The following is a 21642-nucleotide window of genomic DNA, read 5'->3' as shown; positions in this document are numbered from 1 at the left end:
AGATCGCGAAATACTTTATGCTCGAATGCGATACCACTCCTTACGGCGGCATCGCCCGGCTCGTTCGATGTGACGAATGCATCGAAGTATGCTGGTCGGAAGCCGCCGCTTGCGTTTCATGACCGCCAAAAAAATTCGCCACTATCTTCAGTTCAAGGATTTCTCCCTCGACGACTATGAGTACGTGCTCGAACGCGCGCGCATTCTGAAGCGCAAGTTCAAAAACTACGAGACCTATCACCCGCTGCACGACCGCACGCTCGCGATGATCTTCGAGAAGAACTCGACGCGTACGCGGCTTTCGTTCGAAGCCGGCATCTTCCAGTTGGGCGGCCACGCGGTGTTCATGAACACGCGCGATACGCAACTCGGGCGCGGCGAGCCGATCGAGGATTCGGCGCAGGTGATTTCGCGCATGGTCGATATCATCATGATCCGTACGTTCGGTCAGGACATCATCGAGCGATTCGCGGAAAGCTCGCGCGTGCCGGTGATCAACGGTCTGACGAACGAATATCACCCGTGTCAGGTGCTGGCGGATATTTTCACGTTCTACGAGCATCGCGGACCGATTTCGGGCAAGACCGTCGCGTGGGTCGGTGACGCGAACAATATGCTCTACACGTGGATCGAAGCGGCGCAGATTCTTGGGTTCAAGCTGCGTTTGTCTACGCCGGAAGGCTACAAGCTCGATCCCGCGCTGGTCGCGGAAGCCAGCAAGCCGTTCTTCGAGGAATTCGACGATCCGAACGAAGCCTGCGCCGGCGCGGATCTGGTCACCACGGACGTGTGGACCAGCATGGGCTACGAAGCGGAAAACGAAGTGCGCATGAAGGCGTTCGCCGACTATTGCGTCGATGCCGAGATGATGGCGCGCGCCAATGCCGACGCGCTATTCATGCACTGCCTGCCCGCGCATCGCGGAGAAGAAGTGAGTGCGGATGTGATCGACGGCCCGCAAAGCGTGGTGTGGGATGAGGCGGAAAACCGTCTGCATGTGCAGAAGGCGTTGATGGAATATCTGCTGCTGGGCAAGCTGAACCACTGAGTTTTACAGGCAGACGGGTTCCATTTCGAGGTCTACGCCGAAGCGTTCGAGCACATCGCGCTTGATGGCTTCGGCGAGTTCGAGCACTTGCGCGCCCGTCGCGCCGCCGCGATTCACCAGCACCAGCGCCTGACGCTCGTGCACCGCCGCGCCGCCGATGCCGCGCCCTTTCCAGCCGCATCGGTCGATCAGCCAGCCGGCGGCTAGCTTTACTTGGCCATCGGCCTGCGCATAAGAGACGATGTCCGGTTCGCGCTGCTTGAGCGCATCGAACGCGGCTGCGTCGATAACGGGATTCTTGAAGAAACTGCCCGCGTTGCCGAGCTTCGTCCAGTCGGGCAGCTTGGCGCGACGCACCGCGACGACGGCATCGAAAATGGCCTGGGCGTCGCGCTTCGTGGAGTTTTCGAGTGCGCGGGCCACGTCGGCGTAATCGGCGCGCGGGGTCCATTGCTTCGGCAGCCGGAACACGACCGACGTAATCATGAAGCGCCCGCGTCCATCGCGCTTGAAAAAGCTATCGCGATAGCCAAATGCGCAGGCCTCACGATCAAACTCCGCGCGCGTCCCCGTCGCCAGCTCCACCGCATGCAGCCGCTCGAAGCGCTCGCCCATCTCCAGTCCGTACGCGCCGATATTCTGGATCGGCGCAGCGCCGACGGTGCCCGGAATCAGCGCGAGGTTTTCGAGTCCCGGCATGCCTTGTGCGAGCGTCCAGGAAACGAACTCGTGCCAGTTTTCGCCCGCGCCGGCTTCGACGAGCCACGCATCGCCGTCTTCGCCGATCACGCGCTTGCCCGCGATATCGACGATCAGCGCCACGCCGTCGAAATCGCGCGTCAGCACGATATTGCTGCCGCCGCCGAGCACGAGTTGCAACATTCCGGCGATACGTTCGTCACGCGCCAGCGCACACGCCGCCTCCACGCTGTCGATGCGCATGGCATAACGCGCGCGGGCATCGAAACCGAAGGTGTTGTGGCGAAGCAGGGAATAATCCGCGAGAAGCATTAGATTGGGGAAATTCGAAGCGCGTCGGTAGAATGACGCAGGTCAATGATTATAGCGAGTGAGCGTGCAGGTTTAGACGCGCGCCGCCTCAACGAAAAGCTAAGGAGTGAAGCGATGCCATCGTTCGACGTCGTCAGCGAAGCAAATATGATCGAAGTGAAGAACGCCATCGAGCAATCCAATAAGGAAATCTCGACGCGCTTCGACTTCAAGGGTTCGGATTCACGCGTCGAGCAGAAGGAGCGCGAACTCACGCTCTACGCCGACGACGATTTCAAGCTCGGCCAGGTGAAAGACGTGCTGCTGAACAAACTGGCCAAGCGCGGCGTCGATGTGCGTTTTCTGGATTACGGCAAGCAGGAAAAGATCGGCGGCGACAAGATCAAGCAGGTCGTGACGGTCAAGAAAGGCGTGTCGGGTGATTTGGCGAAGAAGATCGTCAAGTTGGTGAAGGACAGCAAGATCAAGGTCCAGGCCAGCATTCAGGGCGATGCAGTCCGCGTGCAAGGCACCAAGCGCGACGATTTGCAAAGCACCATCGCGTTGCTGAAGAAGGATGTGACGGACACGCCGCTCGACTTCAACAATTTCCGCGACTGAGTTTGTTTGTCGAAAAAAAGCCGTTCCGACTCACATCGGAACGGCTTTTTTACTTACTCGGCAGCCGCCTTTTTCTTCTCGCCGATCCGGCTTTCCTTCCCCGCCAGCAACTTCGAAATATTCGCGCGATGCCGCCAGATCAGCAGCAGACTCATCGCCAGCACGGCGAGTGAGATGCGGCTCGGACCGAACAGAAACACATCGAAAAACGGCGCAAAGACGGCCGCAACCAGCGCCGCCAGCGACGAAAAGCGAAAGAAGAACGCGATGATGATCCACGTCAGCAGCGTCGCCAGCCCGAGCGCGGGATGGATCGCGAGCAGCACGCCCGCGGCGGTCGCCACGCCCTTGCCGCCCTGAAACTTGAAGAAGATCGGGAACAGATGGCCGAGGAATACGGCGATCGCCGAAAGCGCGACGGCTGTCGTGTAGGCCGTTCCGTCCAATCCGAAGCTCGCGCCATAGTTCACGACGATCCACACCGGCAGCCAGCCTTTGAACGCATCGCCAATCAGCGTAAGGATCGCGGCTTTCTTGTTGCCGGTGCGCAGCACGTTGGTCGCGCCGGGATTGCCGGAGCCGTACGAGCGCGGATCGGCGAGGCCCATTGCGTGGCTGACGACGACGGCGAATGAAATCGAGCCGATCAGATAAGACACGACCGCTATCAGGAAAATCATGATGTCTCTTGTTTGGACTAAAAGAATGCGGAGTGCATTCTAATCGACGCTCGCGCACTGAACGGGCTTCGCCTTCAGCAACTCCGTCAGAACCTTCGGCGCAATGCTGATGAGATAGCCGCGCTTGCCGCCGTTCAGATAGATCGTGTCGAGTTCGAGGATGCTCGATTCGACGAACACCGGCATCGCCTTTTTCGTGCCGAACGGCGACGTGCCGCCGACCAGAAAGCCCGAATGCCGGTTCGCCACTTCCGGCTTGCACGGCTCGATGCGTTTCGCGCCCGTCTGCCGCGCCAGATTTTTCGTCGATACCGTGCGGTCGCCGTGCATCAGCACGATCAGCGGTTTCGCGTGCTCGTCTTCCATCACCAGCGTCTTGACGACGCTATGCTCGTCCACGCCAAGCTGCCTCGCGGATTCTTCCGTGCCGCCATGTTCGACGTAATCGTAGGGATGTTCGCCGAAATCGACCTTATTGCGCCGCAGAAATTGCGTCGCGGGCGTCTCGGAGATGTGCTTGTTTTTGGACATGGCCGAATTCTATCCCCGCGGATGATGCTCCCGATGCAGCTTCTGCAATCGCTCACGCGCGACGTGCGTGTAGATCTGCGTCGTGGAAATATCCGAGTGGCCGAGCAGCATTTGCACGACGCGCAGGTCCGCGCCGTGATTGAGCAGATGCGTCGCGAACGCGTGGCGTAGGGTGTGCGGCGACAGCGGCACATGCACGCCACCATTGAACGCGTGGCGTTTGATGATGTTCCAAAACTGCTGACGCGTCATGCCATCGCCGCGCGCGGTGACGAACAGCGCATCGGCGGCGCGCTCGCCGAGCAAGGCGGGCCGCGCGTCTTTCAGATAGCGCATGAGCCAGTCGTGCGCCGCTTCGCCGAACGGCACGAGACGCTCTTTCGAGCCTTTGCCCATCACGCGCACGACGCCTTCGTTCAGACCGACTTCCACCGTTTTCAGCGTGACAAGCTCGGTCACGCGCAGGCCGCTCGCATACATCAGTTCGATCATCGTGCGGTCGCGCAGACCGAGCGGCGTGTCGATATCCGGCGCGTGCAAAATCGCTTCGACTTGCGATTCGTTGAGCGTCTTCGGAAAGCGCGGCGCTTGTTTCGCGGAACGCATCTTCAAAGTCGGATCGGACGATGTTCGATGCTCGCGCAACGCCCACGCGTAATAGCGCCGAAACACCGAAAGCCGCCGATTCGCCGACGTCGCCTTGTCGCTGCTGCGCGCGGCGGAATACGCGGTGAGATCGACTTCCGTGGCCGCATCGATGGACGTGCCGTTGCGCTTGCCGAGCCATTCCGCGAAGAGCTTCAAATCGCGCCGATACGCATCGAGCGAATTTTTGGCGAGACCGTGTTCAAGCCACAGCGAGTCGCAGAAAAGGTCGATCGAATCCGAGCTTGCGGTGAAGCCCGGCGTTGGCAATGCTTCAGTCGTTGCGCTCGTCATGCGATCGATACACCTTCATGCGCCAGCAGCCAGCGCTTCACGTCACGGAAAAAGCCATCGCCGGGATGATGCGCGAATCCGCCGATCCCGCCCGATGCCACTACCCGGTGGCACGGTATCACGATCGGCCACGGATTGGAGCCGCACGCCTGCCCGACCGCGCGCGGCACGCTGCCGATTTCGCGCGCAAGCTGGCCGTACGTCCAGACTTCGCCCTGCGCGATTCCGCTGATGCCGCGCCATACGCGGTTCTGATGCTCGGTGCCTTTGGCCGCGAGCGGCAGGTCGAAGCGCATCGACGGTGAGGCGAAGTAGCGGCGGATTTGCGCGGCGGCTTCTGCGGCCAGTTCGCTTTGCGGCTCAATCGAACGTGTGTCGCCGGGCAGATAGACGATCTCGCGCACCGAACGCGCGTCCACGCGAATGCCAACTTTGCCGAATGGCGCATCGATCACGGCGTCGAAGGGTGTGTCAGTTTTCATGCGTGTTTTCCTGCTGCTGCAGAGCCCAGCGAACATGCTCGCGCACGATCTCCGATGAATCGTTTTCGCGTGCTCTCAGGGCGTTCACGAACGGCGCGCGTGCTTCGTTGTTCAAAGCGCGCAACGCGTTGCCCATCGCCACGGCGATATTGCGCAGCCATCGCTCATGGCCGATACGACGGATCGCGCTGCCCTGCATGCGCGTATCGAACTCCTCCGCGCTCCACGCAAACAACTCGATCAGCGACGCGCGATCCAGCCCGTGACGGACATCGAAATCGGCGACGGGCGCGGCCTGCGCGAACTTGTTCCACGGACAGATCAGCTGGCAATCGTCGCATCCATACACGCGATTGCCGATCAGCGGACGCATCTCCTCGGGAATGCTGCCGTGCAATTCGATCGTCAGATACGAAATGCAGCGCCGCGCATCCACGCGATACGGCTCGACGATCGCGCCCGTCGGACAGGCGTCGATACACCGCGTACATTGCCCGCAATGCGCGCCTTCGGTCGATGGATCGGGATCGGCGGGAAGCGGGATATCGACGAAAATTTCGCCCAGGAAGAACAGCGAACCGGCATCGCGATCGAGCAGCAAGGTGTGCTTGCCGCGCCAGCCGGTGCCTCCTTTCTGCGCGAGCGCGACTTCGAGAACCGGCGCGGAATCCGTGAATACGCGATACCCAAACGCTCCGATTGCATCTTCGATTCGCTCGGCCAATTGCTGAAGCCGATTGCGCATGACCTTGTGATAATCGCGGCCACGCGCGTAGATGGAGACCACCGCTTCCGAAGGCATCGACTGCCGCGTCCACTCGATTGCGCGCCAGTCGTTCTTCTGACCATCCGCTGTCGCGACACTTTCATCGCCCTTCTTTTGCAGCGTTTCTGCGGGCAAATAGGCCATACGAACGGTAATCACGCGTAGCGTGCCGGCCACAAGCTCGGCGGGTCTTGCGCGTTTCGTCCCATGTTTGGCCATATAATCCATTTCGCCGTGATAGCCTGCATCAAGCCATTCGGCCAGGCCCTTCTCGGCATCCGACAAGTCGGTATCGCTGATCCCGACCGCGCCGAAACCCAACTCGCGCCCCCATGTCTTGATTCGCTGCGCGAGTTCCGTCAGCGCCTTTTCATCGTGATTCAAGGCGCGTTTTGCATCGACAGACTCAGCGGCGGCGTCGCTGGACGCAGTCGTGAATTCAACGGAGTGTTCCGGCAATCGGTTCATCACGACATTTTACGAGCAATGCCCGAAAGCCCCGAACGTACGACGCCTGACCTTCCGCCCGCGCGCCTCGAACGCCGCTTCGAATTGCGCGACGAAGCCGCCACGCTCGCCTTCGGAGAACGCTTCGCGCGCGCACTCGACGCCACGCGCATGGCTTCACAAGCGGCTTCGTCTGAACGATTCACCGGATTGCAGGTCCAGTTGATCGGCGACCTGGGCGCCGGCAAAACCACGCTGGTTCGTGCGACACTGCGCGCGCTCGGCCATGCGGGACGCGTGAAAAGCCCGACCTATACGCTCGTCGAGCCGTACTCGCTTGAGACGCAAAGCGGTCCGCTCGACGTCTATCACTTCGATCTCTATCGCTTCGCCGATCCGGCCGAATGGGCCGATGCCGGCTTTCGCGAATATTTCGATGCAGGCGCGTTATGCCTCGTCGAATGGCCGCAGCAGGCCGGTGGTCTGCTCGGCGTGCCGGACCTTGTGTTCGAACTCGCCCTGCCCGACGAGGCAGGCTCGAACGGTGAAGAAGGCCGCGTGCTCACCGCGCGGGCATTCAGCGAAACAGGAAAGACATGTCTCGAAAGATGTTGATCAAGCCATTTCATTCGATCGAATCGAGCGCCTGCGCGCCGCACAACTGGCGTCGTCGCCAGGTGCTGCGCGCAGGCGCTTCGACGCTCGTGCTCGCGCTCGTCGCACCGAAGCTCGCGCATGCGAGTTCGGTGCTCGGCGTGCGCGTGTGGCCCGCGCGCGACTACACGCGCGTGACGATCGAATCCGACCAGCCGCTGCAGAACGCCAATCAACTGCTTCAGGGACCGGACCGGCTGGTGGTCGATCTCTCGGGCATCGATCTGGATCAGGCGCTGCGCGACCTCGTCTCCAAGATCACGCCGAACGATCCGCAGATTCAGGCGGTGCGTATCGGGCAATATCAGCCGCATGTGGTGCGGATGGTGTTCGATCTGAAGGGATCGGTGAAGCCGCAGGTGTTCACGCTCGGGCCGATCGGCAGTTATAAATATCGGCTGGTGTTCGATCTTTATCCGGCCGTCGCGCCCGATCCGCTGATGGAACTGCTCGCACAGAGCGAGCGCAAGCAGGAAGCGCTGGATCGCTCGAATCCGAATCCGTCCGCGCCGCCGCCCGCAACCTTGTCCGGACCGACGCCCGCGCCGCATGCGGCATCGCCTGACAATCCGGACGATTTCTTCCAGAAGTATGCGCAGAACGATTCCACTGCGCCGAGTGCGTCTGTTCCGCCTGTGATCCCGAAGCCGACGGTCAAGCCGCGCGTGCCCGTTGCGCCGCCTGTCATCGCGCAGAAGGACGACGACGATCAATACACCTTCGCTCAACCCAAACAAGGCACCGGCACCACGCGTTTGCTTACGGTCGCGATCGATCCCGGTCATGGCGGCGAAGATCCCGGCGCGATTGGCGGTGCGGGGACGTATGAGAAGCACATCGCGCTGGATATCGCGAAGAAGCTGCGCGCGAAGATCGACGCCCAGCCCAATATGCGCGCGATGATGACGCGCGACGCCGACTTCTTCGTGCCGCTCAATGTGCGCGTGCAGAAGGCGCAGCGCGTCGGCGCGGACCTGTTCGTATCGATTCACGCGGATGCTTTCACCACGCCGGATGCGCGCGGATCGTCGGTTTTCGCGCTGTCGGAGCATGGCGCATCGAGCGCGGCGGCGCGATGGATGGCGGCGAAGGAAAACTCGTCGGATCAGGTCGGCGGCATCAACGTGAAGAGTCAGGACGCGAGCGTGAATCGCGCCCTGTTCGATATGTCCACAACCGCGCAAATTCGCGATTCGATGCGCTACGGCAGTTTCGTGCTGAACGAGATTGGCGGCATCAACAAGCTGCACAAGGGATCGGTCGAGCAGGCGGGATTTGCGGTGCTGAAAGCGCCGGATATTCCGTCGATTCTGGTGGAAACCGCGTTCATCAGCAATCCGGACGAAGAAACGCGTCTGAATGACGATGCGTATCGCGACAAGATGGCGAACGCGATTTTGAAGGGCATCAAGCGGTACTTTGCGGCGAATCCGCCATTGGCGAAGAGTCGGATGACTTGAGGGTCAGGTGTCTCAGCGGGCCAAGCTGAACTGCCCGCTGAGACAAACGATTCACCCGCGCGTTTTGTTGCGGCGCTTTAATGCATCGTCGATTTGCCTGAGTTGCTGCGGCACCGACACCAGCATGATGATCGCGAATACCGCGAGAATAGTCGCTACAACTTCAAGAAACACCGGACCAAACGCATCCAAAAAACTTGCGTCCATTTTTTTCACCATCAGTTAGAAGGATGACTAAAAGTCTTAGCGGAATGAGCGCCCCTAGCGCTACCTCGCCGGGTCGATTTTCGAACTCTGGCGGTTAGAAACCGTGTATACCAGCCCAAGATAGCCGAGTAGAAGAGACATCCGATACTTACCCAAGCACATACGGTAATACGCCGCGCGATCGGCTCCGTATCGAATTGGAAATGCAGTGCTGACACTCTGGCAAATAGGTAAGTGGCAAGGACGAATATTCCAGACAGGAATGAAAATGCCTTGCTCCTATTGAACATTTCTTCGCCAAGTTCCCACTCCGTCTTATCTAACTCGACGTAGCTGTTCATCAGAACAAGGGCTCCAATCCCTAAGAGATCTCCTGTAGAAAACACTTTCTCGAACAAATGGGGCTCATCCTGAAGCAACAAGCCACCGGGAAAATACACAAGCACTACCAACAAAAGCAGCAGCACCACCTCGTAAAAGAAATACTTCATCAACCGGTCCTTTCACAGTCACATCAACCCACGATCAAGCGTCGGTGACATGAGAGTTCCCGTTACCGCTTTTCAGAAGATGCTATAGCAGCACCAAGCGCCTGAACACTTGGCCAGCGCTGCGATTTTTCCTAAAAATGTCGATTACCGCGCGGCCAGTCCCAACCGCTGCGCAATCCGTCCACCGAACACATTCACCACCAGTCCCGCCATCACCAGCGCCGCGCCTGCGATCTGCACAGACGTCATTTCCTCGCCCAAAAACACCGCCGCCGATGCAATCCCGATCACCGGCACCAGCAGCGAAAACGGCGCGACCTGCGCCGCCGGATAGCGCGTCAGCAATCGGCCCCACAAGCTATAACCCACGATCGTCGCGACGAACGACAGATACGCAATCGCGAACACGGAAATCAGCGGGATATGCGCGAGACTCGACTCGATGCGCGCCGGGCCTTCGAAGATCAGCGACATTACGAAGAACGGAATCGGCGGAATCATGCTGCCCCAGACAACGAGCGACAGCAGATCGACCTTGCCCATGCGCTTGGAGACGACATTGCCGAGCGCCCACATCGACGAAGCGGCGAGCGTGAGGATAAAGCCGAGCGCAGTCATCGAATGGCCGCCCTGCATGCCGATCACAGCCAGCCCCGCCGCCGCGATCAGCAAACCCGCGACGTTCGCAGCACGAATACGCTCACCCAGAAACATCGCGGCGAAAATCAGCGTGAAGAATGCCTGCGCCTGCAACACGAGCGATGCGAGTCCGGCTGGCATGCCGACTGACATCGCATAGAAGAGAAAGGCGAATTGCCCGAAGGAAATCGTGATGCCGTACGCAAACAGCCAGCGCAGCGCGATTTGCGGGCGTTTGACGAAGACCGCAGGCAACGCGGCGAGCGCGAAACGCAACGCGCCGAGCAGCATCGGCGGAACTCCGTGCAGGCCCAGTTTGATGACCACGAAATTCACGCCCCACGCGAGGATCACTATCATCGCGACCAGCAAGTCTTTTGGCGACATCGCCGTTCCCCAGGTTTCAGTTTAGGGAACGAGTGTAGCGAACCGTCTATAGACGGTATTGTGAAAACCTGCGCTCGACGCGGATAAGACATGACAACGCCCGCGCCGTGATGAGCGGCGCGGGCGCAGTCAAAGCGCAAAAAACGCGCAAAAACTTACTTGCTCTGACCCGTCGATGCCGCCGCATTATTGCCTGTTTCTACAGCAGGCGTCTTCTTTGTGCCCGCCGATGCATGTCCGCTGTGCTTGCGCATCTTCTGCTTCTTGGCTGGCGCGGGCGCGGCGGTCGCGGTATCGGTTGCGGCGGAATCGTTGCCTGCACCGGTCGATGTCTGGGCGAACGCGCCGCTCGTCGCGGTGGCCGCGAAAACACCGGCCGTGAGGGCGATCAACAATTTGCTCTTGCTCATTTTTCCCACTCCTTTTAGTTAATCTCACGCCGCTCGTGCGGATACGTGATGTTCAGGAACCACCTCGAATTCGCGAAGTTGCCAGGCATGTGCCGAGCGCCTGTGCATGACGGCCGGTAGAATCGGCGGACCAGCGGCGCTGCTTTTGCGCCAGAACGCGACCTTAAGCCCTCAAGTTACGGTGACCGCCATGCCTTCGACGATCCGCGCCACGCTCAAGCCTCATGAACACGATGTCGGCGGGCTGATGGTGAGACGCGTGCTGCCCGCGCTCGCCGCCCGCACAGTCGGGCCCTTCATCTTTTTCGACCATATCGGTCCCGCAACCCTCATGCCTGGCAAGGGTCTGGACGTGCGGCCGCATCCGCATATCGGTCTGGCGACGGTCACGTATCTGTTCGATGGCGCGATCATGCATCGTGATAGCGTGGGTTCGGTGCAGAAGATCGTTCCCGGCGATGTCAACTGGATGACCGCAGGACGCGGCATCGTCCATTCGGAACGCACGCCCGATGAGGAACGCGCCAGCGGCCAGACCATGCACGGCATTCAGACGTGGGTGGCGCTGCCGGTGGCGAGCGAGGAAGTCGAACCATCGTTCGAGCATCATGCGGCCGCTGCGCTGCCACAGATCGAGCGCGATGGCGTGACCTTGCGCGTGATCGCGGGCACCGCGTTCGGCGAAACAGCGCCGACGCGCACGTTTTCACCGACGCTTTACGTCGCCGGATCGTTCAAAGCGGGCAGTACGTTGACGCTCGACACCGAGCACGAGGAACGCGGCGTGTATCTCGTGGACGGTGATCTCTCCATCGACGGTGAAGCCATGCCGCTTCATCAAATGGCCGTGCTGACGCCCGATTCGCCCGTCCAACTCGCCAGCACGAACGGCGCAACGGTGATGATTCTCGGCGGCGCGAAACTCGACGGCACGCGCTTTATCGAATGGAATTTCGTTTCCAGTTCGCGCGAAAAGATCGACGCCGCGAAACAGGCGTGGAGCGAGCAGCGCATGGGCCATGTGCCGGGCGAAACCGAGTTCATTCCACTGCCGCAACCGCGCCGCGAGGCATGAAGCGTGCGTTGCACTTGAGAGTCGCGCGGATCGTCCCTACCTATAACGAGATAGACCACACGCATTAGGAGAGAACGCATGGAAACGACCCTCGCCACCTTCGAGAACGACGTAATCAACGCGTCGATGCTCGCACCCGTTCTCGTCGATTTCTGGGCGCCGTGGTGCGGCCCGTGCAAGACGCTCGGCCCGATGCTGGAAAAGCTCGAAGCCGAAGGCGCGGGCAAGTGGAAGCTCGTCAAGGTGAACGTCGATGAGAACCAGGAACTGGCGGCGCATTTTCAGGTGCGCAGCATTCCGCACGTGATCGCGTTCGCGGAAGGCCGCCCGGTCGATCAATTCATCGGCGTGTTGCCGGAAGGGCAATTGCGCGAGTTTCTGGATCGGCTGGTGCCGCAGGGCGCGGATGCCGAGCGCCAGGCCGCGCATGACGCGTGGGCCGCGGGCAATCGCAAATTGGCCATCGATACCATCAAGGCCGCACTCGCCCTCGATCCCGGTTATGACGATGCGCGTCTCGATCTGATCGAATGGCTGATCGCGGAACGTCGTATCGACGAGGCGAAGGACGAAGACAAGCTGCTTTCGCCGAAGACGACGCAAGGTATCGACGCACGCTATAACGCGATCAAAACCGAACTCGATGCCGCCGATGCTGCCGCCGATCTCCCGCCCGCCGATGCGCTGATCGCCGCGGTCGAATCGAATCCGGACGATCTGGACGCGCGTTTCGCGCTGGCGAATCGGCTGATTGCGGGACGTGATTTTGCAGGCGCGCTGGAGAATCTACTGGCGATCGTCGTGCGCGACCGCGCGTTCATGGACGATGTCGGCCGCAAAACCATGCTGTCCGTTTTCGATCTGGCAGCCGGTCAGCCGGATCTCGTCGCGCAATGGCGTCGGAAGCTGAGTGCGGCGCTGAACTAGGCCTGCTTCGCCAATTCGCGCAACACGAACGCCGCCGCCGCGAATCCGAAACTCGCGGTCACGCAAACACTCGATCCAAAGCCCGCGCAATTAAGTCCGACCGGCCCGGCATAACCGGCGCCGGTTTCCAGATGCTCCGCGCCTTCGCTCAGATCGCACACGGGCGCATCCGGGTAAATCAGCGGCTCGTCCGAATACACCGCGCTCACCTTGAAACGCGATTTCGGCCCGCGCGGAAAACCGTGCATCTTGCGCAACTGCCCACGCACTTTCGATAGCAACGGGTCCTGAATCGTCAGCGCCAGATCGTCGATACGAATGCGCGTCGGGTCCAGTTGCCCGCCCGCGCCGCCAATCGTGATCAGCGGCTGCTTGCGCTCCACGCACAACGCGATCAGCGCGGTCTTCGTACGCACGCTGTCGATGGCATCGACGACATAATCGAAACGCGCGCCGAGCGTTGCATCGAAATTGCCGGGTTCGACGAAGTCTTCGATCTCCGTTACTTCGCACGCCGGATCGATCAGCTTGATGCGCTCGGCCATTGCGGTGACCTTGGCCTTGCCGTAATTGCCGTCGAGCGCGTGAATCTGCCGATTGGTGTTGCTCTCAGCCACATTGTCGAGATCGATCAGCGTGATCTTGCCGATTGCGCTGCGCGCGAGCGCCTCCGCCACCCACGACCCCACGCCGCCGATGCCGATCACAGCGACATGCGCACGTTCGAAAGCTGCGAGCGCAGGCGCGCCGTACAAGCGCGCAATGCCGCTAAAACGGCGTTCGCGATCAGCGGAAAGGTCGATGGAAGAAGCGGTCATATGGTCGGATCAGAAAGCAAAACTAAAGCCAAGAGGCGGGTCCCATCTTGCGCAAGGTCAACCGATGCTTACAGATAGCTATCGATTGTGCCGACTTGCATGGTCATTCATGCAAAATGTGGCCGAATTGCGTATTCTGCCTTATCGATTCCAACAACGTGATAGGCGAAGTCGAAACGATCGGCATCACCTACCGACTCGACCGGGGAATCAGGGCAAGAACGACTTACCTTGGCTATACTGACGCGACTGTAGCGTTTGCATAAAAATGACCACCCTCGCAGACCTTCGCAAAAATTATTCACGCGGCTCACTGGACGCCGCCGACGTCGATCCGAATCCGGTCCGTCAATTCGAGACCTGGTTCGCGCAGGCGCTCGACGCACAACTGCCCGAGCCAAATGCCATGACGCTCGCCACCGTTAGCGCTGACGGTCGGCCTTCCGCGCGCATCGTGCTGATCAAGGGCGTGGACGAACGCGGGTTCGTGTTCTTCACTAATTACGACAGCCGCAAGGGGCGCGAGATCGCTGCCAATCCGGCCGGCAGTCTGCTGTTCCACTGGGTCGAACTGGAGCGTCAGGTGCGTGTGGAAGGCCGCATCGAAAAGACCAGCGCGACGGATAGCGATACCTACTACGCGTCGCGTCCGCTCGGTTCGCGCATCGGCGCGTGGGCGTCGGATCAAAGTCAGCCGATCGACAGCCGCGAGTTACTCGAATCGCGCGAACGCGAAGTCATCGCGCAATACGGCGATGAGCCGCCGCGCCCGCCGCACTGGGGCGGATATCGTCTCGTGCCCGATGTAATCGAATTCTGGCAAGGCCGGCCGTCACGGCTGCATGACCGCATCGTCTATACGCGCGGCGGCACGGATGGCGCATGGAGCATCGCAAGGCTCGCACCGTAATCAAAACAAGCGCGGGCCTCACAACGACGCAGCAACACGCAATGAACATGAAGGCGCAGGCCTTCACCTTGATTTCCTTAGCGCGGAGAAACAAGCATGTTCTGGGAGAAGAAGCTGACGCAGTGGGTCGAGGACGTTCGCGACAGGGTCAACCTGCCCGCGCGCCTCGTGCTTTGGGACGGACAGCAACATGACTTCGGCCAGTTCGCCGCGCCGCAAGTCACGCTGCATGTGAAAAGCGCAACCGCGCTGCCCTATTTGCTCGAACCGAGTTTAGATAATCTCGGCGAAGCTTATGTGAAGGGCAAGATCGATATCGAAGGCAAGCTGAGCGATATCATCAACATCGGCTATTCGCTGGCCAAGAACACCGTGACCAGTGCGAGCAAGCTGGCGCGCGTGCGACGTTACTTCAATCATTCGAAGACGTCGGACAAGAAAGCCATTCAGTACCACTACGATGTATCGAACGAGTTCTACAAGCTCTGGCTCGACCAGAACATGGTGTACTCGTGCGCGTACTTCGAGAATGGCGATGAAGATATCGACACGGCGCAGCTCAAGAAGATCGATCACATTCTGACCAAGATTCAGGTGCAGCCGGGGCATCGGCTGCTGGATATTGGCTGCGGATGGGGCGCGCTGGTCATTCGCGCGGCGCAGAAGTTTGGCGCGCGGTGTGTCGGTGTGACGCTTTCCGAGAATCAGTTCAAGCTGGCGACGCAGCGGGTGAAAGACGCCGGGCTGGAAGACAAAGTCGAAATCCGCTTGCAGGATTATCGCGACGTGCCGGGTCAGTTCGATCGGATTACGAGCGTCGGCATGTTCGAGCACGTGGGCCGCAAGAATCTTCCGGAGTACTTCGCGAAGATTCGTGATCTGCTGGTGGATGACGGCATCGTGATGAATCACGGCATTACATCGTCCGATGCGGATAGCGGCGAGACCTCGCTCGGTGGCGGCGAGTTTATCGACAAATACGTGTTTCCGGATGGCGAGTTGCCGCACATCGGGCTGGCGCTGGAAAGCATGCAGCGCGGCGGGCTGGAAGCGCTGGACGTCGAAAGCCTGCGCCGTCATTACGCGCATACGCTGGATGTGTGGGCGGATCGGTTCGAGGCCAATGCGGAAGAAGCGAAGAAGCTAGTCGATGATGAACACTTCCGCATCTGGCGCGTGTATCTCGCGGGCTGCGCGTACGCGTTCGAGAACGACGATGTGTCGATCTATCAGGTGATTTGCCGTAAGGCCGGACGCAGCGCGCAGACCTTGCCGTGGTCGCGCCGGTATATTTACGATAAAGCGCTTTGAGGTCAGTGGATGCAACGGGAAGCAGGCGTAGCGCAGGAAGACGAACAGTCCGATCTATTCGGCGCGCCTGCTTTGACACCGGCATCTCCGCCTGCGCGCAAGGCGGCGAAGCCACGCGGCGTGCTCCCCGCGCCCTCACAACCCGAACTCGAATCGCTCGCGCGGCGCATTCCCGACGCAATTCACCTCGGCACATCGACATGGTCGTTTCCGGGCTGGCGCAGCATCGTTTATGGCGATGAGTATTCGAACACCAAGCTTTCGCGCGATGGTCTGAGCGCGTACGGCGCGCATCCGCTTCTGCGATGCGTTTCCATCGACCGCTCCTTCTACGCGCCGCTATCGCTTGCCGAATACGCGCGATACGCGTCGCAAGTGCCAGAGCATTTCCGCTTTATCGTCAAGGCGCCCGCCTCCGTCACCGATGCCTTCATCCGCGGCGAACGCGGCACGCCCGATGCCGATAACCCCGCGTTCCTCAACGCGCAGATCGCCATCGACGAATTCGTGACGCCGTGTACCGGCGGTCTCGGCGCGAAAGCGGGCGCGCTCGTGTTCCAGTTCTCGCCGCTGCCGGACGCGATGATCGTCGATCCGGCGCAGTTCATCGACCGCTTGTCGGCGTTCTTGAAAGCGCTGCCGACGCTCGATCACGACACCTGCTACGCCGTCGAAATCCGCGATGCGGTGATGTTGACGCCGCGCTTTATCCGCGCGTTGAAGGATGCGAACGTGCGCTATTGCATTGGCGTTCACGCGCGCATGCCGGACGTGCGACGTCAGGCCAAGGCGCTCGCGATGCTGGACGAAGACAAACCGGGACCGCTGATCGTGCGCTGGAGTTTGCACAGCGGCTTTCGCTATGAACAGGCGAAGGCGAAGTACGAACCGTTCGATCAGATCGTCGATGAAGACCTGGACACGCGCCAGGCGTTGGCCGAACTGGCCGCGCAATACGCGATTGCGGGCCAGCCGGTGGTGATTGCGGCGAACAACAAGGCGGAAGGCTCCGCGCCGCTCACGTGCTTCGAACTGGCGCGGGCCATTGCCCGATACATCGAGTAAGCATCGACTAAGCCGTTACGCCTTCAGGCGATGCGCGAACTTCTTGCGGAACTTGGCCACCTTTGGCCCGACGATCGCCGCGCAATAACCCTGATTCGGATGCTGCGCAAAGTAGTTCTGGTGATACGCCTCGGCGGGATAGTAATCGTCGTCGAGCGCCGTGACTTCGGTGACGATCTTGCCGCCGAACACATCCTCGCGCTGCAACTCGTCGATCACTTCGAGCGCGGTCGTGCGCTGCGCATCCGACAGCGCAAACACCGCTGATCGATACTGCGTGCCCACATCGTTGCCCTGCCGATTGAGCTGCGTCGGATCATGCGTGGCGAAGAAAATTTCGAGCACTTCGCGATAACTGATGATGGCCGGATCGAACACTACCTTTACGACTTCGGCGTGCCCGGTATCGCCTTCGCAGACTTGCTCGTACGATGGATCGACCACCTCGCCGCCCGCATAGCCCGATTCGACCGACTCGACGCCCTGCACCGCCAGAAACACCGCTTCGGTACACCAGAAGCAACCGCCGCCAAGGATCGCGGTTTCAAGTTTCGTCTGCTGGGTCATGCCTGCTCCTCAAGAAGTGCATGCGGCCACGCCGCGGACCACGAATATGGATGCGCATCCACGTTTATTCAACGCGATGCAATCGGTCCAGCTTACTGTGTTTCGCGAAGGTACGCCGAGACTCACACTGGCGCGCATTGACCGTTGTGTGGCGGGTGTTTGGCGGCTACTGACAGCCGATTCCGCTAGAATCGACACCAAACCTCAGCTTTTATATGAGTTCTGAAAAAGCCTTCCGCAGTCTGGCAGCAAAGAAGGAAGCACCCTGCTCAATAGTTAGATGACAAGCGCCAAGACCCCGAATTTCGATCCGAAAGAGTTCCGCGCCGCGCTCGGCCAATTCGCGACGGGCGTGACCGTCATTACCACGCGCACGGACTCCGGGCAGCTTATCGGCATTACGGCGAGTTCGTTCAATTCGGTTTCGCTCGATCCGCCGCTGGTGCTGTGGAGTCTCGCCACCCGGTCCGCGTCGATGCCGGTGTTCCGCGCCAATAGCCACTACGTCGTGAACGTGCTGGCCGCTTCGCAGATCGACTTGTGCAAACGCTTCGCCACGCTCAAAGGCGATCGCTTCGCGGGCGTCTCGCACGCAGCCGGCGACACCGGCATGCCCGTGCTCGACGGCGCCATCGCATGGTTCGAATGTCATAACCGCAGCCGATACGACGAAGGCGATCACGTGATCTTCGTCGGCGAAGTCGAGCGATGCGGCGTGCGCCCGAAGACGAGCGAAGCCGCGCCGCTGGTGTTTCACGCGGGCGACTTTCACACGCTCGGACCGCTCGGCAATTAGACCTTCGCGGTACCCAAACGCTCGGGCTGCTCGATCAACGCGACGGGCACGCCTGCATCGTCCTTCATGGTCTGAAGCACGATATTCGAGCGAATGTCGATGACACCCGGCGCTTTATAGAGCTTCGACAGCACGAACTCGGAGTAATGCTTGAGGTTGTGTGCGAGCACGCGCAGCACGTAATGCGTGTCGCCGGTCACGACGAACGCGCCGACCACCTCCGGCCACTCCTTCACCAGCGCCGCGAACTTCTCGTGCCAGTTTTCCTGGTCGTTGCGCATGGACACCTGCACGAACGCTTCCAGTTCAATCCCCAGACGCTCGCGGTCCAGACACGCGCGGTAGCTCGCAATCACCCCTTCTTCTTCGAGCAGTCGCATGCGGCGCAGACACGCCGACGGCGAGAGCGAGATGCGCTCCGCCAGGTCCAGGTTGCTGATCCGTCCATCTTCCTGCAGTACCGCCAGAATGCGGCAATCTGTTGCATCGAGCGTGAAGCCGGTCATTTTGTGTTCCCCTAGCCCGTTTCATCGAATTATGTTCTAACTCCGCCGTTTTTGGGTGGTTATTTTGCAATCACTTTTCGAGATAAGAAGACTATGATTTGACGCATCTCCACACTTTCTGCTAGCCGCGCCATGACGCTCCTCGATATTTCTCCGCCGATCGACCCATCGACGCCCGTTTGGCCCGGCGATACGACGGTCGGCATCGAGCGCATGTGGCGCATCGAGGCAGGCTCGCCGGTCAATGTCGCGCGCCTCACGCTTTCCCCGCACACCGGCGCACACGCCGATGCCCCGCTTCACTACGATCGCGACGGCGCGGCGATCGGCGCGGTCGCGCTGGATACGTATATCGGCGCTTGCCGGGTTTTGCACTGTACCGGTGCGGCGCCGCTGGTGATGCCCGAACACATCGCTCATTTGGGCGACGATGTTCCGCCGCGCGTGCTGCTGCGTACCTATACGAAAGCCCCGCTCGACGAATGGGACCACGCCTTCTGCGCCGTCGCGCCCGAAACCATCGACCTGTTGGCAAGCAAAGGTGTGAAGCTGATCGGCATCGATACGCCCTCGCTCGATCCGCAAGACTCCAAGACGATGGACGCGCATCACCGCATCCGCGCGCATCGCATGGCGATTCTCGAAGGCCTCGTGCTCGATGCCATCGCGCCCGGCGACTATGAACTGATCGCCCTGCCGCTCAAATTTTCCACACTCGATGCCAGTCCGGTTCGCGCCGTCCTGCGCCCGCTTTCCTGAATCCTCTACGAATATAGGGACTTTTCGATGAAATCTCGTGACGAAGCGATTGCGCTCGACCATGACGACGCGCTCGCGCCACTGCGCGCCCAATTCGCGCTCGCCGATGACGTGATCTATCTCGACGGCAATTCGCTCGGCGTGCCGCCGAAAGCCGCCGCCGCGCGCGCCGCCGCCGTCATCACCGGCGAATGGGGCGATGGCCTGATCCGAAGCTGGAACACGGCGGGCTGGTTCGCGTTGCCAAAACGTCTGGGTAATAAGCTGGGCAAGCTGATCGGCGCGGCGGAAGACGAAGTGGTTGTCACGGATACGATTTCGGCCAATCTTTTCAAGATTCTGTCGGCCGCGCTGAAAGTAGCCCACGAGCGCGATCCGAAGCGTCGCGTAATCGTCTCCGAACGTTCGAACTTTCCGAGCGATCTGTATATCGCGCAGGGTTTGATCGATCAGTTGGATCGCGGGTATGAGTTGCGTCTGGTCGATGATCCTTCCGAGCTTGAAAACGCGATCGATGAAAACACCGCCATCGCGATGATTACGCACGTGAATTACCGTACCGGCTATATGCACGACATGGCCGCGCTCACGCAGACGATTCATCGCGCGGGCGCGTTGGCCGTGTGGGATCTGGCGCATTCGGCGGGAGCGGTGCCGGTCGATCTGAACGGTGTCGATGCGGACTACGCGGTCGGCTGCACGTATAAGTATCTGAATGGCGGTCCGGGTTCGCCGGCGTTCGTGTGGGCCCACAAGCGCCATCAAAACAGCTTTTCGCAGCCGCTTTCCGGCTGGTGGAGCCACAAAAAGCCGTTCGAAATGGACCCGTCGTATCGTCCGGACGATGGCATCGGGCGCTATCTGTGCGGCACGCAGCCGATCGTGTCGATGTCGCTGGTCGAGTGCGGTCTCGACGTGTTTCTGCAAACCGATATGCAGACACTGCGCCGCAAGTCGCTGGCGCTGTGCGATCTATTCATCAAGTTGGTCGAAACGCGCTGCGGTGAATATCCACTGACGCTCGCGACGCCGCGCGAACACGATCGACGCGGCTCGCAAGTGAGCTTCGAGCATCCGAACGGCTATGAAGTGATGCAGGCGCTGATCGCGCGCGGGGTGATCGGTGATTATCGCGAGCCGCGCATTCTGCGATTCGGCTTCACGCCGCTGTACGTGCGCTTCGTCGATGTGTGGGATGCCGTCGAAACGCTCCGCGATGTGCTCGCGACCGAAAGCTGGCGCGCGCCGGAATTCGCCGAGCGCGGTTCGGTGACCTGAGGAATATCGCCATGAACGAAACCCAGGGTTGCCCGTTCGGCCACGGCGCGCAGGAAAAAGGCTGGCACGACGCCAAGCTCGATTTCTCCGAGTCCATGAGCTACGGCGATTATCTCGGCCTCGACGCGATCCTCGGCGCGCAGCATCCGCGCTCGCCGGATCACAACGAAATGCTGTTTATCGTGCAGCATCAGACCAGCGAACTGTGGATGAAGCTCGCGTTGTACGAGTTGCGCGCGGCGCTGGAAGCGGTGCATCGCGATGAGTTGCCGCCCGCGTTCAAGATGCTCGCGCGCGTCTCGCGCATCTTCGAGCAACTGGTGCAAGCGTGGAACGTGCTCGCCACCATGACGCCGTCCGAATATTCGGCGATGCGGCCGTATCTCGGCGCGTCGTCGGGGTTTCAGTCGCATCAGTATCGGCAGATCGAGTTCATGCTCGGCAACAAGAATGTGCAGATGCTGAAGCCGCATGAGCATCGGCCGGAAATTCTGGCGCAGGTGCGCGAGACGCTCGAAGCGCCGTCGTTCTATGACGAAGTGATTCGCCTGCTCGCGCGGCGTGGGTTCGAGATCGATCCGGCGCGTCTGAACCGCGACTGGACGCAGCCGATGACGCACGATCCATCCGTCGAGGCGGCGTGGCTCGCGGTGTATCGCAATCCGGCGCAGCACTGGGAGCTATACGAAATGGCCGAAGAACTCGTCGATCTGGAAGACGCGTTCCGGCAATGGCGCTTCCGGCATGTGACGACGGTGGAGCGCATCATCGGATTCAAGGGCGGCACGGGCGGCACGGCGGGCGCGTCGTATCTGCGAAAGATGCTCGATGTCGTGCTGTTTCCCGAGCTTTGGCACGTGCGTACCGTGCTTTGATTT

At 60.5% G+C, this 21642-nt stretch carries 26 protein-coding genes; 13 read left to right on the top strand and 13 right to left on the bottom strand.

The window, feature by feature from the left end; all coding sequences use genetic code 11:
* Window positions 1–118 precede the first annotated feature (118 nt).
* Window positions 119–1048: an ornithine carbamoyltransferase gene (argF, locus tag P7F28_RS23240; RefSeq protein WP_277187114.1), complete on the top strand. Its 930-nt coding sequence runs from the start codon at window positions 119–121 to the stop codon at window positions 1046–1048.
* A 3-nt stretch (window positions 1049–1051) separates the two neighbouring features.
* Here argF and murB read toward each other — a convergent pair whose 3' ends face one another.
* Window positions 1052–2059, bottom strand: coding sequence for a UDP-N-acetylmuramate dehydrogenase (gene murB / locus P7F28_RS23235; protein WP_277187113.1), 1008 nt, complete (start codon window positions 2057–2059; stop codon window positions 1052–1054).
* A 114-nt stretch (window positions 2060–2173) separates the two neighbouring features.
* Between murB and P7F28_RS23230 the strand changes: the two genes are divergently transcribed.
* Window positions 2174–2659 (top strand): YajQ family cyclic di-GMP-binding protein, encoded by a 486-nt coding sequence (locus P7F28_RS23230; RefSeq protein ID WP_277187112.1) that lies wholly within the window; start codon window positions 2174–2176, stop codon window positions 2657–2659.
* A 53-nt stretch (window positions 2660–2712) separates the two neighbouring features.
* Here P7F28_RS23230 and plsY read toward each other — a convergent pair whose 3' ends face one another.
* From plsY to queG, 5 genes are read right to left on the bottom strand one after another with little or no spacing between them, the layout of a single operon-like run.
* On the bottom strand, window positions 2713–3339 hold the full coding sequence (gene plsY / locus P7F28_RS23225) for a glycerol-3-phosphate 1-O-acyltransferase PlsY (RefSeq protein WP_277187111.1): 627 nt from the start codon (window positions 3337–3339) through the stop codon (window positions 2713–2715).
* 39 nt (window positions 3340–3378) lie between these two features.
* A complete protein-coding gene (ybaK, locus tag P7F28_RS23220; protein ID WP_277187110.1) occupies window positions 3379–3870 on the bottom strand; it encodes a Cys-tRNA(Pro) deacylase in 492 nt (163 codons plus the stop codon).
* A gap of 9 nt (window positions 3871–3879) precedes the next feature.
* Entirely contained in the window at window positions 3880–4809 is a 930-nt protein-coding gene (gene xerD, locus P7F28_RS23215; protein ID WP_277187109.1) for a site-specific tyrosine recombinase XerD, read from the bottom strand.
* Window positions 4806–5291, bottom strand: a complete 486-nt coding sequence (locus tag P7F28_RS23210; RefSeq protein ID WP_277187108.1) for a methylated-DNA--[protein]-cysteine S-methyltransferase — start codon at window positions 5289–5291, stop codon at window positions 4806–4808. The genes xerD and P7F28_RS23210 overlap by 4 nt, the downstream gene beginning before the upstream one ends.
* A complete protein-coding gene (gene queG / locus P7F28_RS23205; RefSeq protein ID WP_277187107.1) occupies window positions 5281–6525 on the bottom strand; it encodes a tRNA epoxyqueuosine(34) reductase QueG in 1245 nt (414 codons plus the stop codon). Before queG ends, P7F28_RS23210 begins: the two co-directional genes overlap by 11 nt.
* Before the next feature lie 18 nt (window positions 6526–6543).
* On the opposite strand from queG, the gene tsaE reads away from it, so the two are divergent.
* Both tsaE and P7F28_RS23195 read left to right on the top strand, forming a co-directional pair.
* Complete coding sequence (gene tsaE, locus P7F28_RS23200; protein WP_277187106.1) at window positions 6544–7119, top strand: tRNA (adenosine(37)-N6)-threonylcarbamoyltransferase complex ATPase subunit type 1 TsaE; 576 nt, start codon at window positions 6544–6546, stop codon at window positions 7117–7119.
* On the top strand, window positions 7101–8618 hold the full coding sequence (locus tag P7F28_RS23195) for an N-acetylmuramoyl-L-alanine amidase (RefSeq protein ID WP_277187105.1): 1518 nt from the start codon (window positions 7101–7103) through the stop codon (window positions 8616–8618). Before tsaE ends, P7F28_RS23195 begins: the two co-directional genes overlap by 19 nt.
* Before the next feature lie 51 nt (window positions 8619–8669).
* Here the strand turns inward: P7F28_RS23195 and P7F28_RS23190 are convergent, their stop codons facing one another.
* The 4 genes from P7F28_RS23190 to P7F28_RS23175 all read right to left on the bottom strand — a co-directional run bounded on the left by P7F28_RS23190 (window position 8670) and on the right by P7F28_RS23175 (window position 10752).
* Window positions 8670–8825 (bottom strand): hypothetical protein, encoded by a 156-nt coding sequence (locus tag P7F28_RS23190; protein WP_277187104.1) that lies wholly within the window; start codon window positions 8823–8825, stop codon window positions 8670–8672.
* Between the two features lie 11 nt (window positions 8826–8836).
* Window positions 8837–9316 carry a hypothetical protein gene (locus P7F28_RS23185; RefSeq protein ID WP_277187103.1) on the bottom strand — a complete coding sequence of 160 codons (480 nt, stop codon included), beginning with the start codon at window positions 9314–9316 and terminating at the stop codon, window positions 8837–8839.
* Window positions 9317–9460: 144 nt separating this feature from the next.
* Window positions 9461–10342, bottom strand: a complete 882-nt coding sequence (locus P7F28_RS23180) for an EamA family transporter (protein WP_277187102.1) — start codon at window positions 10340–10342, stop codon at window positions 9461–9463.
* A 155-nt stretch (window positions 10343–10497) separates the two neighbouring features.
* Window positions 10498–10752: a hypothetical protein gene (locus P7F28_RS23175; protein ID WP_277187101.1), complete on the bottom strand. Its 255-nt coding sequence runs from the start codon at window positions 10750–10752 to the stop codon at window positions 10498–10500.
* 190 nt (window positions 10753–10942) lie between these two features.
* Between P7F28_RS23175 and P7F28_RS23170 the strand changes: the two genes are divergently transcribed.
* Complete coding sequence (locus tag P7F28_RS23170) at window positions 10943–11827, top strand: pirin family protein (protein WP_277187100.1); 885 nt, start codon at window positions 10943–10945, stop codon at window positions 11825–11827.
* Between the two features lie 78 nt (window positions 11828–11905).
* Window positions 11906–12754, top strand: coding sequence for a thioredoxin (trxA, locus tag P7F28_RS23165; protein WP_277187099.1), 849 nt, complete (start codon window positions 11906–11908; stop codon window positions 12752–12754).
* Here the strand turns inward: trxA and P7F28_RS23160 are convergent.
* Window positions 12751–13572, bottom strand: coding sequence for a tRNA threonylcarbamoyladenosine dehydratase (locus tag P7F28_RS23160; RefSeq protein ID WP_277187098.1), 822 nt, complete (start codon window positions 13570–13572; stop codon window positions 12751–12753). The two genes, trxA and P7F28_RS23160, sit on opposite strands and share 4 nt — an antisense overlap.
* 268 nt (window positions 13573–13840) lie before the next feature.
* On the opposite strand from P7F28_RS23160, the gene pdxH reads away from it, so the two are divergent.
* The 3 genes from pdxH to P7F28_RS23145 all read left to right on the top strand — a co-directional run bounded on the left by pdxH (window position 13841) and on the right by P7F28_RS23145 (window position 16858).
* Complete coding sequence (gene pdxH, locus P7F28_RS23155) at window positions 13841–14482, top strand: pyridoxamine 5'-phosphate oxidase (protein ID WP_277187097.1); 642 nt, start codon at window positions 13841–13843, stop codon at window positions 14480–14482.
* Window positions 14483–14578: 96 nt separating this feature from the next.
* On the top strand, window positions 14579–15793 hold the full coding sequence (locus tag P7F28_RS23150) for a cyclopropane-fatty-acyl-phospholipid synthase family protein (RefSeq protein ID WP_277187096.1): 1215 nt from the start codon (window positions 14579–14581) through the stop codon (window positions 15791–15793).
* A gap of 9 nt (window positions 15794–15802) precedes the next feature.
* The gene (locus P7F28_RS23145; RefSeq protein ID WP_277187095.1) at window positions 15803–16858 is read left to right on the top strand and encodes a DUF72 domain-containing protein; all 1056 of its coding nucleotides are present in this window, start codon (window positions 15803–15805) and stop codon (window positions 16856–16858) included.
* Window positions 16859–16873: 15 nt separating this feature from the next.
* On the opposite strand, the gene msrA is transcribed toward P7F28_RS23145, so the two are convergent.
* Complete coding sequence (gene msrA / locus P7F28_RS23140) at window positions 16874–17425, bottom strand: peptide-methionine (S)-S-oxide reductase MsrA (RefSeq protein WP_277187094.1); 552 nt, start codon at window positions 17423–17425, stop codon at window positions 16874–16876.
* Between the two features lie 280 nt (window positions 17426–17705).
* Between msrA and P7F28_RS23135 the strand changes: the two genes are divergently transcribed.
* Window positions 17706–18221: a flavin reductase family protein gene (locus tag P7F28_RS23135; protein ID WP_277187093.1), complete on the top strand. Its 516-nt coding sequence runs from the start codon at window positions 17706–17708 to the stop codon at window positions 18219–18221.
* On the opposite strand, the gene P7F28_RS23130 is transcribed toward P7F28_RS23135, so the two are convergent.
* Window positions 18218–18727 (bottom strand): Lrp/AsnC family transcriptional regulator, encoded by a 510-nt coding sequence (locus tag P7F28_RS23130; RefSeq protein ID WP_277187092.1) that lies wholly within the window; start codon window positions 18725–18727, stop codon window positions 18218–18220. The genes P7F28_RS23135 and P7F28_RS23130 overlap by 4 nt on opposite strands.
* A 132-nt stretch (window positions 18728–18859) precedes the next feature.
* Between P7F28_RS23130 and kynB the strand changes: the two genes are divergently transcribed.
* Genes kynB through kynA form a run of 3 tightly spaced genes read left to right on the top strand, consistent with a single transcriptional unit; the run spans window position 18860 to window position 21639 of the window.
* Window positions 18860–19486, top strand: coding sequence for an arylformamidase (kynB, locus tag P7F28_RS23125; RefSeq protein WP_277187091.1), 627 nt, complete (start codon window positions 18860–18862; stop codon window positions 19484–19486).
* 27 nt (window positions 19487–19513) lie between these two features.
* A complete protein-coding gene (gene kynU / locus P7F28_RS23120) occupies window positions 19514–20764 on the top strand; it encodes a kynureninase (protein WP_277187090.1) in 1251 nt (416 codons plus the stop codon).
* Between the two features lie 11 nt (window positions 20765–20775).
* On the top strand, window positions 20776–21639 hold the full coding sequence (gene kynA / locus P7F28_RS23115; protein WP_277187089.1) for a tryptophan 2,3-dioxygenase: 864 nt from the start codon (window positions 20776–20778) through the stop codon (window positions 21637–21639).
* Window positions 21640–21642 lie beyond the last annotated feature (3 nt).

Origin of the sequence: Caballeronia sp. BR00000012568055 (assembly GCF_029439455.1) — a bacterium.
In the GTDB taxonomy this organism is placed as follows: Bacteria; Pseudomonadota; Gammaproteobacteria; order Burkholderiales; family Burkholderiaceae; genus Caballeronia.
Note: the sequence above shows the minus strand (reverse complement) of the source record. Positions and strands in the feature narration are given on the sequence as shown.